This window comes from Petrotoga mobilis SJ95 (assembly GCF_000018605.1).
In the GTDB taxonomy this organism is placed as follows: Bacteria; Thermotogota; Thermotogae; order Petrotogales; family Petrotogaceae; genus Petrotoga; species Petrotoga mobilis.
Window position 1 is genome coordinate 699,199 of the sequence record NC_010003.1, and the last position, 15,147, is coordinate 714,345.

At 34.3% G+C, this 15,147-nt stretch carries 17 protein-coding genes; 2 read left to right on the plus strand and 15 right to left on the minus strand.

The window, feature by feature from the left end; all coding sequences use genetic code 11:
- Nucleotides 1–76: 76 nt before the first annotated feature.
- On the plus strand, nt 77–730 hold the full coding sequence (locus tag PMOB_RS03365) for a histidinol phosphate phosphatase domain-containing protein (RefSeq protein ID WP_012208483.1): 654 nt from the start codon (nt 77–79) through the stop codon (nt 728–730).
- 221 nt (nt 731–951) lie between these two features.
- The gene (gene rpoD / locus PMOB_RS03370; RefSeq protein WP_012208484.1) at nt 952–2,208 is read left to right on the plus strand and encodes an RNA polymerase sigma factor RpoD; all 1,257 of its coding nucleotides are present in this window, start codon (nt 952–954) and stop codon (nt 2,206–2,208) included.
- A gap of 29 nt (nt 2,209–2,237) precedes the next feature.
- Here the strand turns inward: rpoD and PMOB_RS03375 are convergent, their stop codons facing one another.
- The 15 genes from PMOB_RS03375 to PMOB_RS03450 form a co-directional block, all read right to left on the minus strand.
- On the minus strand, nt 2,238–2,618 hold the full coding sequence (locus tag PMOB_RS03375) for a CoA-binding protein (protein WP_041534273.1): 381 nt from the start codon (nt 2,616–2,618) through the stop codon (nt 2,238–2,240).
- 28 nt (nt 2,619–2,646) lie between these two features.
- Complete coding sequence (gene sufU, locus PMOB_RS03380) at nt 2,647–3,078, minus strand: Fe-S cluster assembly sulfur transfer protein SufU (RefSeq protein WP_231282477.1); 432 nt, start codon at nt 3,076–3,078, stop codon at nt 2,647–2,649.
- Nucleotides 3,066–4,292 (minus strand): cysteine desulfurase, encoded by a 1,227-nt coding sequence (locus PMOB_RS03385; protein ID WP_012208487.1) that lies wholly within the window; start codon nt 4,290–4,292, stop codon nt 3,066–3,068. Before PMOB_RS03385 ends, sufU begins: the two co-directional genes overlap by 13 nt.
- The gene (locus tag PMOB_RS03390; RefSeq protein ID WP_012208488.1) at nt 4,270–5,487 is read right to left on the minus strand and encodes a SufD family Fe-S cluster assembly protein; all 1,218 of its coding nucleotides are present in this window, start codon (nt 5,485–5,487) and stop codon (nt 4,270–4,272) included. The genes PMOB_RS03385 and PMOB_RS03390 overlap by 23 nt, the downstream gene beginning before the upstream one ends.
- A gap of 40 nt (nt 5,488–5,527) precedes the next feature.
- The gene (gene sufB, locus PMOB_RS03395) at nt 5,528–6,943 is read right to left on the minus strand and encodes a Fe-S cluster assembly protein SufB (RefSeq protein WP_012208489.1); all 1,416 of its coding nucleotides are present in this window, start codon (nt 6,941–6,943) and stop codon (nt 5,528–5,530) included.
- Nucleotides 6,944–6,947: 4 nt separating this feature from the next.
- Nucleotides 6,948–7,721: a Fe-S cluster assembly ATPase SufC gene (sufC, locus tag PMOB_RS03400; RefSeq protein WP_012208490.1), complete on the minus strand. Its 774-nt coding sequence runs from the start codon at nt 7,719–7,721 to the stop codon at nt 6,948–6,950.
- Between the two features lie 174 nt (nt 7,722–7,895).
- Nucleotides 7,896–8,798: a dihydroorotate dehydrogenase gene (locus PMOB_RS03405; protein ID WP_012208491.1), complete on the minus strand. Its 903-nt coding sequence runs from the start codon at nt 8,796–8,798 to the stop codon at nt 7,896–7,898.
- On the minus strand, nt 8,791–9,531 hold the full coding sequence (locus tag PMOB_RS03410; RefSeq protein WP_012208492.1) for a dihydroorotate dehydrogenase electron transfer subunit: 741 nt from the start codon (nt 9,529–9,531) through the stop codon (nt 8,791–8,793). The genes PMOB_RS03405 and PMOB_RS03410 overlap by 8 nt, the downstream gene beginning before the upstream one ends.
- Nucleotides 9,515–10,384: an orotidine-5'-phosphate decarboxylase gene (gene pyrF, locus PMOB_RS03415; RefSeq protein ID WP_012208493.1), complete on the minus strand. Its 870-nt coding sequence runs from the start codon at nt 10,382–10,384 to the stop codon at nt 9,515–9,517. Before pyrF ends, PMOB_RS03410 begins: the two co-directional genes overlap by 17 nt.
- Nucleotides 10,371–11,576 carry a dihydroorotase gene (locus PMOB_RS03420; protein ID WP_041534037.1) on the minus strand — a complete coding sequence of 402 codons (1,206 nt, stop codon included), beginning with the start codon at nt 11,574–11,576 and terminating at the stop codon, nt 10,371–10,373. Before PMOB_RS03420 ends, pyrF begins: the two co-directional genes overlap by 14 nt.
- Nucleotides 11,577–11,974: 398 nt before the next feature.
- A complete protein-coding gene (locus PMOB_RS03430; RefSeq protein ID WP_012208495.1) occupies nt 11,975–12,208 on the minus strand; it encodes a 2-oxoisovalerate dehydrogenase E1 subunit beta in 234 nt (77 codons plus the stop codon).
- 118 nt (nt 12,209–12,326) lie between these two features.
- Nucleotides 12,327–13,151, minus strand: coding sequence for an ABC transporter ATP-binding protein (locus PMOB_RS03435; RefSeq protein WP_012208496.1), 825 nt, complete (start codon nt 13,149–13,151; stop codon nt 12,327–12,329).
- On the minus strand, nt 13,148–13,747 hold the full coding sequence (locus tag PMOB_RS03440; RefSeq protein WP_041534038.1) for an ABC-2 transporter permease: 600 nt from the start codon (nt 13,745–13,747) through the stop codon (nt 13,148–13,150). Before PMOB_RS03440 ends, PMOB_RS03435 begins: the two co-directional genes overlap by 4 nt.
- Nucleotides 13,728–14,096 carry a GntR family transcriptional regulator gene (locus tag PMOB_RS03445; RefSeq protein ID WP_012208498.1) on the minus strand — a complete coding sequence of 123 codons (369 nt, stop codon included), beginning with the start codon at nt 14,094–14,096 and terminating at the stop codon, nt 13,728–13,730. The genes PMOB_RS03440 and PMOB_RS03445 overlap by 20 nt, the downstream gene beginning before the upstream one ends.
- A gap of 13 nt (nt 14,097–14,109) precedes the next feature.
- The gene (locus PMOB_RS03450) at nt 14,110–15,081 is read right to left on the minus strand and encodes a hypothetical protein (protein ID WP_012208499.1); all 972 of its coding nucleotides are present in this window, start codon (nt 15,079–15,081) and stop codon (nt 14,110–14,112) included.
- Nucleotides 15,082–15,147 lie beyond the last annotated feature (66 nt).

Below are 15,147 nucleotides of genomic sequence, written 5' to 3' on the forward strand. Positions count from 1 at the left end.
AAATGAGTTACTATTAGATTTAAAAGAATTAAAGATTTGTATACTATTATTAAGACAAAAATGAGGAGGTCTTTTTTTGAATAAAGTCTATGATTTTCACACACACACAATTTTGAGTGATGGAGAATTAATCTGCAGCGAACAGATAAGACGTGCACAAACCCACGGTTATGCAGCCATTGCAATATCCGATCATGTGGATGAATCCAACATTGATTTTGTTTTAAGTAGTTTGAACAAATTTGTTGATAACGAAAGCAGTTTCTTTGAAGGGATCAAGATTTTAAAAGGGGTTGAAATTACTCACGTTCCTCCCTCTTTAATAGATGAACTTGCAAAATATGCAAAAGAAAACGGTGCAGATGTTGTATTGGTTCACGGAGAAACTATAGTTGAACCGGTTTTTCAAAAAACTGACTATTACGCTGTAAATTCAAAATATGTAGATATATTAGCTCACCCTGGTTTAATTACCGAGGAAGAAGTTGCCCTGGCTGCTAGCAATGGAGTTTTCTTAGAATTAAGTGCCAGAAAGGGTCATAGTTTATCCAATGGGCATGTAGCAAAATTGGCTCAAAAATATGATGCAAAATTACTCGTAAATAGTGACGCGCACGGGCCAGATGACTTTTTAGACTATGATTTTAGTTTAAAAGTAGCTATGTCTGCTGGTTTGAACATAGAAGAGGCAAAAAAGATTGTGGAAAGAAACCCTTTAGAATTATTGTAAATAATATTTTTAATAGAAGATTTACCAAAAATTTTTATTTCTTTATGTACTTTTAGAACCAAATCATATTATAGGTGTCTAAATAAATAGTTTCATTGCTAGACTTTCTAAATTGAAGGGGCTTGTTCCGGTTCCGGGTGTGCCAAGGTGTTAAGAAGCGCTCTGTAAAGTTTTAGAGCTTTTAAAGCGAGTCTGGTTTTTTAATGAAAGGAGGGAATTAAGTGAAAAACAAAAGAATAAGTGAGAAAGAAGAGAAAAAAATTATGAAAAGCATAGAGAATATCGATTTTGAAGATGCCGAAAAAGACGGAGATACCGTTAAAGTAAAAGTGAAAAAGTCCCACGAAGAAGCAAAATCAGTAGATACTTTCATTTCATTATTAATAAATAAAGCAAAGAACAAAGGCAATAAATTATCTTATTCCGATATTGATCATGCGATCCCTACAGATTTATCGGAAGAAATTGACAGTGATTACATAGAAAAGATTTACGAGGCTTTGGAAGCAGAAGGTATAGAAATTTTAGAAGAAGAAGTTGAAGAAGAAGAGAAAGATGCCTTAAATGAAACGGAATATGAAAATGAAGAGGTTGAAGAGTTATTTTCGGATACAGAGCTTAAAATGTATGACAATATTTCTTTAGGTGATCCTATAAAAATATACCTCAAAGAAATAAGCAAAGTTGAGCTTTTAAGTCCTTCCAGAGAAAGGCAACTAGCAAGACGAGCTCAAAAAGGTGATCAGAAAGCCAGAGACGAACTGATAAAGGCAAATTTAAGGTTAGTTATCAGTATAGCCAAAAGGTACACGGGTAGAGGGTTGACTTTTTTGGATTTGATCCAAGAGGGAAATATCGGATTGATAAAGGCTGTAGACAAATTTGACTGGAGAAAAGGTTTCAAATTCTCAACCTATGCAACATGGTGGATTAGACAGGCAATTACCAGAGCCATAGCTGATCAAGCAAGAACGATTAGAATCCCTGTTCATTTAGTTGAGACTATAAACAGAATGAACAAAGTTATCAGAGAGTATTTACAAGAAAACGGAGATTATCCTTCAGCACAAGAACTTGCAGAAATTCTAGATAAACCAGAAGATAAGATTAATGAAATCCTAATGAGTGCAAAAGATGTACTTTCTTTAAACTCACCTATATCTAGCGGTAATGGTGATGATGAAGAATCTGAAACAGGAGATTTTATTAGTACCGAAGAAACAACCCCGGAAGAAGAAGCTCAAAAAATGATTATGAAAGAAAGACTGGAGGAAGTTCTTGACACCTTAAACTCTAAAGAAGCGTTGGTTTTGAAAATGAGATATGGATTTTTAGATGGCAAACAAAAGACACTAGAAGAAGTTGGACAGTTCTTTAACGTCACAAGAGAAAGAATAAGGCAGATAGAAACTAAGGCGTTGAGGAAATTGAGACATCCAAACAGAGTAGCACAACTAAAAGATATTGTAGAAAGTTAAGAAAAAAGCCGCCTCGCTGAGGCGGTTTTTTAATTTTTACTTGTTTCCACCATTATACATTTGATAAAAGAATACTCTACGTTTGGCAATTTTTCCAAATATTCTTCGATTTCGTCTGATTCTGCACCAGGTTGAAACCAAAATCTTCTAAATCCTTCTTCGTATGCTTCCTTAACAGCTGTTATTCCAATTTTAGCGGGAACGACAAAAACAATTAAATCTATTCCTTCTTTAGGCAGATCTTTTACAGAAGCATATGTTTCTATTCCTTCAATTTTGTTATACTTTGGATTAATTGGATAAAGTGTATAACCTTTATCTTTTAAATTTTTCAACACTTTATATCCATATTTTTCTTTATTGGTGGTTGCTCCAATTATAGCAATATTTTTTATATTTTTTAGATCTATCAAAACAAGTCCTCCTTGTTGTTTAAGTTCAGATATTTTTCCCATTGAGGGCGTCATCCAATGTATGCCAAGCAAGGGTGAAGCATTTAGTTCTCATAGGAAATTTGGAGATATCAGAAAAAATTTCTATTCCATCTACTAATTCTTTATCAAACTCCTTGCCTTGTGACATCTTTATAATTTCTTGAAAAATTTTATTTGCCTCGTCTACTGTTTTTCCTTCAAGGTATTCACACATCATCGATGCACTTGCCTGACTTATAATACAGCCATGACCTGTGAAAGTAATTTCCTTTATTATATTATCTTCTACTTTTAAATAAAGGGTTATCTCGTCTCCACAAGATAAATTTTTCCCTTCAGCTTTCTTAGCGTTTTGTATCTCTTTTTTGTACCTCTCATTTTTTGCATAATCTAATATTATATCAGAGTAAAGTTCTTCTAAACCTATTTTAACCACTCCCAAACCTTTTTTAATCCTTCACATAATTTATCAACATCTTCTTCTTCGTTATACAAATAGAAGCTTACCCTACAAGTGGCGGTTGTACCAAACTCTTTCATCAATGGCTGTGCACAATGATGACCGCTTCTAATGGCTATTCCAGTCAAATCGTTCAACATATGCGCTACATCGTGTGGATGAACACCTTTCATATTGAAGGATATTATTGACTGCTGCGTTTCGTCTTGAGGGCCGAATATTTCTAAAAAATCTAACTCTTTTAATTTTTTCAATGCATAAGAGGTGAGTTGTTTATCATGTTCTTGAATATTATCCATGCCAATACTTTCAAGTATTTCTATGGCTTTAGCTAATCCTACGGCTCCGTCAACGTTTGGAGTTCCCGCCTCAAATTTGTAAGGCAACACGTTAAAAGTAGTTCCATCGGTAGAAACTTTATCGATCATTTCTCCCCCAAACAAAAAAGGGGTCATCATGTTTAAATACTTTCTTTTACCATACAACACACCTATTCCCGTGGGTCCAAGCATCTTATGGCCAGAAAAGGCTATAAAATCACAATCCATTTTTTTTACATCGATAGGAAGGTGAGGTACAGCTTGAGCCCCATCCACAACAATAATTACATCTTGTCTGATATTTCTAATTTGTTTTATTAAAGTATTAACTGGAATAAGTTGACCGGTAACGTTTGACAAAGCGGTAATACTTACTAACCTCGTTTTATTTGTAATATGCTTGAGAAAATCAGATAAATCAAAAATCCCACTTTTAGCGGGATAGTATTTTATCTTTAAATTAAAAATTTTGGCTATTTGCTGCCAGGGAACAAAGTTTGCATGATGTTCTATTGTAGATATCAAAATTTCGTCATCAGATTGCAAAATATTTGAAACTGCAACGGAATAAGCTATAAGATTAAGAGATTCAGTCGCACCTTTTGTAAAAATAACTTCTTCGGCTTCAGCGTTTATGAAATTTGCAACTTCACTTCTTGCATCTTCATAATACTGAGTCGCTTCAGCTGCTAAGGTATGTGTTGATCTATGGACGTTGGAATGATGGTTGAGGCTGTATTCATTTACAGCATCCATAACTTCTTTTGGCCTTAACGTGGTGGCAGCATTGTCAAGATAGACCAATTTATGCCCATTTATTTTTCTTTTTAAAGCTGGAAATATCTCCTCATATTCTTTGGAAGATAACATCTTTTACCACCTGACTCATCCCTTCATCAAAAACTTTAATTCTGTCTATAGCGGATTCAAACAAACCTGAAGAGATTAATTTTTTTGCTTCTTCCAAAGAGAATCCACGAGTCATCAGATAGTATAATTTTTCCTTTTCAATAGTGCCCACCGTAGCAGCATGTGCTGCATTTACCTCATTTTCATCTACCAACAAACTGGGGAACGCTTCTGCTTTGGCTTTTTCAGAAAGGGTTAAAGTGTACTCTGATTCGGACGCATTAGCTTCCTTTGCACCTTTTTTCAAGTCAAGAAAACCCCTGAATATCGCCTTTGATTCATCTTTTATAACGCCTTTGGCATCGATTGCTCCAGTTGTCTCAGGTGAATAGAACCTCATTAAATAAAGCATATCAATAACGTTATCCTTATCTCCCAAAAAATAAGGATATAAATGAGCCTGTGCGCCTTCGCCGGCAAGTCTGAACACAATATGTGGGGAGGTAATTCTTCCACCAATATTTATATCAACGACTTCAACATTTCCATTTTTTTGCACTTCAATAAGGGTGTTATCAATGCTTAAACTGTCATCGTTACATAAATTTATATTTATCAGTTCTAAAGAAGCATTTTCCTTTACTACTATTCTATTTGAAGTCGTTCTAAATAACTTTTCATTTTTGCTGGGCATTAAATACCTAATTACTGTGGCTTTAGAGAATGGACTTATGTTATAAACTGAGGTCTCGTATATTGGGAACTTCCAATCATACGTTAAAATAATCGGTTCTCTTTCTTCTCCTTCGTTGGTTTTTAGATAAAAACCTGTATTAGAAAAAGCTTCAGCCATCAACAAAAATTTTCTATGAGCACCTTCAAAATCGTATTTGGCTAAGATTTCTATTCCATCCTGGTCGATTCCATTCAACCCTAATATCTTTCCTTTTGAGCTAACAGGAACAAAGGAAACGTATTTATCTGGCTCATACCCATTTAATTTAGTTCTTTTCCATTTAGGGAAACCCCAATTTTTGTAAGCTTCGTATCTATAATTTTTGAAAGTTTTTAACAATTCATTAGAAATGTGTTCCAAGGATGCTTGAAATTCGTAATCCCCGTAATCTCTTTTTGGTGTAATTTGGGGAATTTGCCATTCAACCGCTTTTAGATCTTTATGCCTCATATCTATAGGTTTCTCAAAAATTGTCTCCATGGTTGTTCACTCCTTGTTATAACTATTTCGATCAAAAATGTTATCCTATGCTTGATTCTACTTCTAAATTAATTAATCTGTTCAATTCAATAGCGTACTCTAATGGAAGCTCTTTTGCAAAAGGCTCTACAAAACCTCTAACCACCATGGCTTTAGCCTCAGCTTCACTTAACCCTCTACTCATCAAATAGTAAATCTGCTCTTCTTTGATTCTACCTATGCGAGCTTCATGTCCAACATCTGCATCATCAGTGTAAACCTCAATAAGAGGCACCGTATCACTTTTAGATTCATTATCAAGCATCAATGCTTGACAAGATACTGAAGCTTTTGCACCTTTGGCGTTTTCTCCTACTTTCAACCATCCTCTGTAAAAAGCCCAACCACCACCGATACTTATACTTCGAGCATCGACATTTGCACTGGTATATGGCGCGAACATGAAAACTTTTGATCCTGAATCCATGTGTTGGTTTGGCCCGGCATAAGTGATCGCCTTAGTTTCCGTTTTCGCTCCTTTGCCTTTGAGTATTGAAGATGGGTATATCATCGTTTTATGACTACCCAAAGAGCCTGATACCCACTCCATTATACCATCTTCATCAACTATTGCTCTTTTTGTATTCAAATTGTATGTATTTTTGCTCCAATTCTGAATCGTTGCATATTTTACCCTGGCGCCTTTTTTTACATATATTTCTACCATCCCTGCATGGAGGTTTGTTATTTCATAATAAGGAGCAGAACAACCTTCTATGAATGCCACCTCGCTACCTTCATCGGCAACGATTATCGTATGCTCCATTTGCCCCATTCCCGGGTTATTCATCCTAAAATAGGCTTGAAGTGGCAATGGAACCTTTACACCTTTTGGAATGTATAAAAATGTTCCTCCACTCCATACGGCACCATGTAAAGCAGCATATTTGTGGTTTGTAGGAGCTACTGCCTTCATGAAATACTCTTTAACTAAATCCGGGTATTCTTTAACGGCACTTTCCATATTTAAAAATATTACTCCCAAATTTTCAAGTTCTTTTTTTATGTTTTGATAAACGATTTCCGAGTCGTACTGCGCTCCAACACCAGCCAATGCCTTTTTCTCTGCCTCTGGAATTCCTAGTTTATCGAAAGTATCCTTTATTTCCGCAGGGACGTCATCCCACGATCCGGATGTTTTTCCCCTTGGCCTAATGTATGCAACAATTTTACTTACATCTAAGTCAGAAACATCAACCCCGAATCGAGGATCCCTCCACGTGTTAAATATATGTAAAGATTTTAAACGTAAATCTCTCATCCAGGTAGGTTCTTCTTTTTGTTCGGATATTTCTTGAACTACCTTTTCGTTTAAACCCGGAATAGTTTTGTAAACATACGTCTCGGGATTTTTAAAATCGAATTTGCTCTGGTCTACCAATAAATCTTCTATGTTAACATTTTCATTTTTAGCCATAATTTCACTCCTCAGAAATAGTTATTCCCATTTCTTGCTCCAACGTTGAGTAACCGTTTTCCTCTATCTCTTTAGCTAATTCTTCTGATCCTGTTTTAACTATTTTCCCGTCTATATATATATGTACGTAATCAGGAACAACAAAGTTCAAGATTCTTTGATAGTGTGTAATGAGTAATACTCCCATATTACCAGTTTTTACTCTGTTGATGTTTTCTGCAACTATCCTCAGAGCATCAATATCTAAACCGGAATCTATCTCATCCAATATACTCAATTTTGGTTTAAGAAAACCCATTTGAAGTATTTCACTTTTTTTCTTTTCACCACCAGAAAACCCAGTATTAATATATCTCTCCAGAAATTCTCCGTTGAGATCTAAATTTTGGGATAACTGGGATATTACTTTATTTAATTCCAATAGTGTAATTTTATCCTCTTTATGGATGTTTCTGAAGGAATTAATCAAGAATTGTCTCATCTTTATTCCTTCAACCTCTTCAGGAGTTTGAAAAGACATAAACAAACCTAATTTAGCCCTTTCATCTGTAGAAAGATCTATAATAGATTGCCCTTCGAATAAGATATCTCCTGAAGTAACTTGATACTTTGGATTTCCCATGATAACATGGGCTAATGTAGATTTTCCAGACCCATTTGGCCCCATTAATGCATGTATCTCACCCTTATTTATAGTTAAGTTAACACCTTTTAATATTTCAACATCTTCATCTCTGACTTTTGCCCTTAAATCCTGTATTTCTAAAAGAGCTGACATCCCTTTTCCTCCTTCTAATTAGCAATGTTATTTTGTGCATACTTTACTTTAAATTCTACCATATTAGTCAACTTTAAGTCAAGAAAAATTCTACAAAAAACAGTACCTTAAACAACACTTAAAGTTTAAACCAGAATCTCCATAATTAGTTAAGTTTCAACATATTTTAAAATACTAAATGATCCCTCTTATTTCCTCTAAAGTTGAAATCCCTTCTTTTTGTAAATATTCTTCTATACCTTCAATTATTTCAGCACAAGCATTGGGATTTATAAAATTAGCAGTGCCTACTTGCACAGCCCACGCACCTGCCATTATATACTCAATCGCATCTCTATAATCCATAATTCCCCCAATACCTATAATAGGAACATCAACAGCTTTTGAAACTTCATACACCATTCTTAAAGCAATAGGTTTTATACAAGGCCCTGATAGACCCGCAGTTATATTATCAAAAATGGCTTTTTTCTTGCTTATATCTATCGCTAAGGCAGGAAAAGTGTTTACAAGTGATAGTGCGTCTGCTCCTGCTTCAACGCAACTTTCAGCCATTTCAACGATATTTTCAGCACTTGGAGATAATTTTACTATTAGGGGCTTTTGGCAAACTTTTCTAACTTGTGTTACAACGTTGCTAGCTATTTCTGCCTTTGTACCGAAAGAAATGCCTCCTTCTTTAACGTTGGGGCAGGAAATATTCAGCTCTATCATATCAATATCGGTTTGGTTTAGCTTTTCAACAGAAATAACGTATTCATCGATCGTATTTCCACTTACATTGGCAATTATCACCGTATCTTGGCTGTTTAAGAAAGGAAGCTCTTCTTCAATAAACGCGTCTATACCGGGATTTTGTAAACCAATACTGTTCATTATGCCACCTATGGTTTCATGAATCCGTACACCTTTATTTCCTTCTCTTTCCCTTAAAGTTAGCCCTTTGGTGGCTAATCCACCTAATTTGGAGATGGGGAAGTATTCTAAAAACTCCCTACCAAAACCAAAAGTCCCAGAAGCAGCTATTACAGGATTTTTAAACTCTACTCCAGCTATGTTCACTTTGGTATCAATCATCAAAAAATACCTCCCTTCCCTCAAAAACGGGTCCCTCTTTACATACCCTTTTCATCCCAGATTTTGCCTTTATACTGCATCCCAAGCATGCTCCCATACCACAGGCCATGACACTTTCCATAGAGACAAAAACAGGAATCATATTTTCGCATTTTTCAACTACTTTTTTCATCATGGGAGAAGGACCGCAAGTGAAAACAACATCATATTTTTCTGGTCTGAATATATCCGTTATGAAACCTTTTTGACCTGTAGAACCATCTTCAGTCGTTATATGGATCTTATCCACATACTTGTGTACGTAATCCATATAATAAACTTCATTTGTAAATCCAGCATAAAAATCTATCTCTGTACTCAACTTTTTTGCCAAATAAATCATTGGAGGTATACCGATACCACCGGAAATTAAAGCAACCTTGCCATTCACATTCAAATTAAAACCGTTTCCCAAGGGACCTAAAACCTTTAACTTATCTTTTGGTTTTAGTTTGGATAGGTAATTTGTTCCTCGTCCAACAATTTTGTACAAGAAAGTCACAACGTTTTCTTCTACATTGCATATACTAAAAGGTCTAGACAAAAGAGGATCCAGATCCCAACTACGCAGCATATAAAACTGTCCAGGATCACCCAAACTGTCGTTGGATTCTAATTGAACTTTCAACTCGAATATATCTTTTGTGATTTCAGTATTAGAGGAAATATCTACTTCCCTATACCCCCCTTTCACTTTGAATATCCTCCCTCATGTCAAGTACGGCTTTTCTGGCATAATCTGCAAACCTTTGGTCCCCATCCTTGTAATTTTTATAAGCGGTAATTATTCCCCTTGAAGAGTTGATAACGCCGCCATTACCTTTGTTTAAATAAAGGGAAACGTCTTTCCCAGTAGCCCCTTGATGACCGTATCCAGGAATCAAAAAGAACATGTTTTTGTATCTATTTCTAATTTCTTTTGCTTCCTCAATATGTGTTCCACCTACAACCGCACCTATTGAACTATAACCACAACTCCCTCGGTACTTAACCCCTATTTCATTGAGTTTGTCTCCCACAATGTAATAAAGATATTCATCTTTTGGAGATACTTTCAAATACTGTATGTCTTTGGCTCCTGGATTCGATGTTCTTAGAAGTACGAAGACTCCTTTTTCTCCACTTTCAATGTATTTAAGGTAAGGGGTTAAGGAATCAAAACCAAGATACGGATTCAGCGTTACAAAATCAACCTCAAACTCCCCTTCAAAATGAGCTTTAGCGTACATCTGAGCAGTGGATGAAATATCTCCTCTTTTTATATCCCCGATTGTTATCTTTTTTATACTTCTCAAATACTCTATCGTTTTTTTATACCCTAAAAGACCTTTTATGCCATATGCTTCATAATATGCTATTTGTAATTTATAGACGGGTACCAAATCATATGTTTTGTCTATTATCTCTTTGTTGAATTCAAACAAAATTTCATCAATATCTTGATACTTTTCTTTTAAGTTAACCGGTATATAATCCAAATGGGTATCCAATCCTACACAAACATTCCCCTTTTTTTCAACCTCGTTGAATAATCTATCTATTATCAAATTTGACACTCCCCTTTTTATATTTGATCTCTCCCTTTCTAATTGTTGCTATAACTTCTCCATAAAATTCCATCCCATCAAAAGGTGTATTTTTGCCTTTGGATAAAAATTCGTCTTTGTTGATTTTAACCTTTTTTTCTAAATCTACAATAACTACATCTCCATCGTATCCTGTTTGTATTTTTCCTTTTTTAACCCCTAACATTTGTGCTGGTTTTGAAGACATAAGTTGAGATAAGCGATTCAGTGAAATTTCTTCACTTTTTACCAACTTCGTATAACAAACGGGGAAAGCAGTTTCTAACCCCGAGATACCAGGTGCTCCTTTTTCTTTGTCTTGCGTTGAATGAGGGGCATGATCAGTTGCTATAATATCTACAGTTCCATCCTTTATTCCATTGATTATTTCCAAAACATCTTCTTTTTCTCTTATTGGAGGATTAACTTTGTAATCGTAATTGTATAAGGCTAAATGGTGGGGGGTAACTTCGCAGGTAAGATTTTGTATCTCTCTTTTTGCCTTTCTTATACCTTCTATTGCCTCTTTCGTGCTTACGTGGGCTAAATGAAGCCAAGCACCTGTCAATTTCGCAAGGTATATATCTCTAAAAGTCATCAGGTTTTCGGAAAGTCTCGTATCTATCGTTACTATTTCATTGTCTTCTTCATGTGCTATGATAGTTAAACCTTTCTCTTTTGCCTTTATCATCGCTAAATACATAGTCAAATTTGACTGAACACCTTTTCCATCATCGGATATGAATTTCACATTATTATCTATATAATCCAAATGTTCTAAAGATTTTCCATCAAAGTTCTTTGTGATAGAAACCGTTTGGTGAATATCGATTAAATTTAACTCCTTAGCTTTGTTCAACACATACTTAACAACTTCCATATCACTGCATATAGGATTGGTATTACCCATTAGATTCACACATGTGTATCCGCCTTTCAACGCAGCTAAACTTCCAGAATGTAAATCCTCTTTATAAGTATAACCAGGATCTCTGAAGTGCGCATGCATATCTACAAAAGCAGGCATAACAATCAAACCTTGTGCATCTATAGTATATGTATCGTAATTCAAACTTCTCCCATAATTATCTATCTTCCCATCTTTAATGTACAAATCCCCGAATAAATCTTTCTCTTCATCCACGATCCTACAATTTTTAATCAAAACATTTATTTTAATTCACCCCCCCTACATAGATTCTTTTTTATTCTACCAATTTTACTACTAATGTTAATACATAGAAAAAAAGTAGTGTTAACTTTGTTTGACTTCAAGTTTAACACTACCTTTGACTTTTTAGATAATACATAATGGACCCTCACTTTTTCTAAGAATAACTTTTCTATGTTTTTGTAATTGCTTAATATATCGCTTATGTATTTTATTTTCTCCTACATGATATCAGATTATTTAATCATTTGCTCATATTTAATTTTTCTCTATCCACACTTTGTGGGAGAGAACCAATTTTTTATTTTTTGAAAATTTCTTCTACCAGCTGGTCTTCCGTGATTTTTAAGTATTCTGAGACATCTCTTAATATGTTATTTAACGTACCTATTTTTAGAAATTTATGATTTGGAACTTTCGGCATATTTGAATGTCTCTTCTTTCAAAATATGCAATCTTATAATATCAGGAATATCTTCTTCTTTATCAAAGTGACATTTTATAGCATCTTTAATATTTTCTTTAAGCTCATCCAAGGAAGATCCTTCTGTAAAGATTGATTCTCCCAAAGCCCTTGCGTTATATCCGCTTTCTGGATCTTCTTCTACTATAAATATTATTTCTTTGACTTTCATCAGATTCATCCCCTTTTATTTTACTAGTATCTAAAATATTATATTATATGGGGGATACCTTGTCAGAAAAGCATCCATCCTTTCTTTTTATCTTTTTGAAAAGGAAGAAAAAGAACCGTTATTTTTTAATTTCAAAAGGGGTGAAAGTCTGGATACTCCTTAAATATCCCAGAACAATTTCGTTAAATGTCGCAAATCTTCCAATCTCTTCTTCAGTTTTTACCAATACCTCTTCTTCAAAGTTAGCAACAACTTCACCACTTGGAATGGGTTCACCTTTTCTTATCATCCTGTGCTTTTCTTTAGCAGAATCCATATCGTCTGTATATAATATTTTACCTTCTTTTATAATCGCAAAAGATGAGGATATTTCCTCGAGTTCGTATATTTCGTGAGAAGATATGATTATCGTCTTGTTCGTTTCATTTGCATAATTTCTTAAAATTTTTAAAGCCTCCGACCTTATAACGGGATCAAGGTTCTGAGTCGGTTCGTCTAAGAGCAAAAGATCGGCATTACTGGATATGGTCAATGCCAAATAAAACAATGTTTTCATGCCCATGGAATATCTTTCCACTTTTTGGTTTATGTCGAGGTTGTAATGTAAAACAAAATTAGAAAATGTTTCCTCGTTGAAGTTAGGATACAACATACTCCAAATTTTTAGGTAATCACTTCCTTTAAAATTAGAAAATGTCAATCTATCTTCTGTCATCACCGAAACTTTTGCTTTTATCTTAGGGGTTATTTTTTCAGAAAAAAGCTTTATCTCACCATTGTTTGGTTTCAACTCCCCGTATAGACATCTCAAAGTTGTTGTTTTACCTGCACCATTGGGACCTATTAGAGAAAAGATTTCACCCTCATTTACGTTAAAATTGATCTTGTTCAATATCGGTTTTGAATTGAAACTTTTAACTAAGTCTTTCACTTCTACTATCATTTTTGTACACCTCTTTTTTCAAACAGATATAAAGATAAGAGTAAAAGAAACACAGAAAATATCAAACTTGCCCAAACATTCCCTTGATGTGATGGACTAATATATTTATAGGGATTTACAGCATAACTGGAACCAATTGCCCCAAGGATTCCATCAACAATCAATATCAAAAATGGTATCCCAAATGTATCTCCACCTAATGTAACAGAGATTATAATAATAGCAAAATAAGCGGTTGCTAATATTATGACACTCAAAATCTTTAACAGTGCCATTGACAAGTACAAACTTCCAAAGTTAAAAAAGGCTAGCCCAATAGAACTCGGTATAACTATCAAGAGCAGGGAAAGTACATAAGATGAGAAAAATACCTCTCTGTATGAATAAGGAAGGGATATTATAAGGGAGAACTTTCCGTTTCTTAAATCATGTCCGATCATGTTAGTAAGGAAAAGGAATATAAAAAATAACGTTAAAAACGGTATATCAAAGGTTATGAAAAATAAAAAGATCAAAGAGAATATAAATATTCTTCCACTCTTTTCAGTAAACTCCTTTTGAAAGTAAACTTCCAACTTATTCAGAAAATTGACCATCCTTCCAAACCTCCTCCAAAATTAATTTTATAGTTTCTAAGTCTATGTCTTCCTTTTTTAATTTTTCTACACAATTTCTAATCTCATCAACAATGCCTTTTTTCAAGTCTATATTCGTTGAAACAAAAAAACCTATTCCATGTTGGGCTTCTATGTATCCTGATGTTTCTAACTTATCTAAAGCTTTTAAAATCGTGTTGATGTTGACTTTGAAAATTGTACTCAATTCCCTAACAGGTGGTAATTGATCACCTTCTTTTAGATTTCCCATAATTATTTCCTTTTTTATCTGATTCATTATTTGTAAATAAGATGGTATCCCACTGTGTTTATCTACTTCATACAGCATATTTACAACCCTTTCAAAATTTTTTTCTTCTGATCTTAATTCTGCCTTGGGTATCAAGGTCCAACCTTCCTTCATTATCCGAAGGTTCCAGAATGTCTACTTCACCATAAGCCCCTTCAATTGATAAATACCTCGTACCTACCCATTTATCTATGTATTGTATGGTACCTGTCAATGCTGCGCCGTTAATATAGATATGTTCTGCGTTAGTTACTGAGAGGTCAATTTCTACACCAGCACCGTTTAGCGTTAACTCTTCGGCATCTACCAAGCCATGCCAACTAATCCCTGATGCATTGATTTCAGCGTTGCCCACGTGTATATTACCACCAAGACTTAAACCTGTTGAATTTATCGAAAGATTACTCGCTTCAAGCGTCGTATTGAAATTAAGTCCAGTGGTATTTAAATCAAAATTTTCTAATTCTAAATTCCCCACTACATTTAAACCTGTTGAGTTTATCCTTATGTTCTTGTAGGGTACTTTTGAGCCAATTACTATGACATATTTTTGATCTTGAATGTTCGATATTAATGTTAGTGTATCTTCATTTCTCCTATGATCAATTTGACTAGGAATGTAGATCTGGTCAGACGTTTCATCAAAAATTATTTCTAAATTTATTCCTTCGATTTGTAGGTTTTCACCCCTTTCTATGTAGATATCAGGCTGGATTTCTTCAGTATTAGAATTGTAGCTATAACCGTTTTGGTTATATAATTCTTCCCAGTTGAAAATATTATTCCATAAATTATCCCAATCAAGCTGTGAACCTATAAAATTAGAAAATATGCTTGCTGGTATCACAAATAAAACTACCGCTAAAATAACAAACAAGATTTTAAAGCTTTTCAGGTTAAGAGCCAGAAAAACAATCGCAACTGTCGAAAAAATGAGTTTCAAAAAGAAGGAAGGTATAAAAAGAGCCGAAATACCGAAAGCAGTGGCAAAGACAAGTTTTAACAAATAATTGTACCTGGACATTTACATTCACCCCCAATGTTTTGTTGTTATATTTAACTATAACACATATTGTACAAAAAAGTCAAC

What these genes read in the sequence shown, in the direction of transcription:
- PMOB_RS03385 (WP_012208487.1), bottom strand. Translation starts at nt 4,292, where the DNA reads ATGTTATCTTCCAAAGAATATGAGGAGATATTTCCAGCTTTAAAAAGA.
- PMOB_RS03390 (WP_012208488.1), bottom strand. Translation starts at nt 5,487, where the DNA reads ATGGAGACAATTTTTGAGAAACCTATAGATATGAGGCATAAAGATCTA.
- sufB (WP_012208489.1), bottom strand. Translation starts at nt 6,943, where the DNA reads ATGGCTAAAAATGAAAATGTTAACATAGAAGATTTATTGGTAGACCAG.
- sufC (WP_012208490.1), bottom strand. Translation starts at nt 7,721, where the DNA reads ATGTCAGCTCTTTTAGAAATACAGGATTTAAGGGCAAAAGTCAGAGAT.
- PMOB_RS03405 (WP_012208491.1), bottom strand. Translation starts at nt 8,798, where the DNA reads ATGATTGATACCAAAGTGAACATAGCTGGAGTAGAGTTTAAAAATCCT.
- PMOB_RS03430 (WP_012208495.1), bottom strand. Translation starts at nt 12,208, where the DNA reads ATGAAAGTCAAAGAAATAATATTTATAGTAGAAGAAGATCCAGAAAGC.
- PMOB_RS03435 (WP_012208496.1), bottom strand. Translation starts at nt 13,151, where the DNA reads ATGATAGTAGAAGTGAAAGACTTAGTTAAAAGTTTCAATTCAAAACCG.
- PMOB_RS03440 (WP_041534038.1), bottom strand. Translation starts at nt 13,747, where the DNA reads ATGGTCAATTTTCTGAATAAGTTGGAAGTTTACTTTCAAAAGGAGTTT.
- PMOB_RS03445 (WP_012208498.1), bottom strand. Translation starts at nt 14,096, where the DNA reads ATGCTGTATGAAGTAGATAAACACAGTGGGATACCATCTTATTTACAA.
- PMOB_RS03450 (WP_012208499.1), bottom strand. Translation starts at nt 15,081, where the DNA reads ATGTCCAGGTACAATTATTTGTTAAAACTTGTCTTTGCCACTGCTTTC.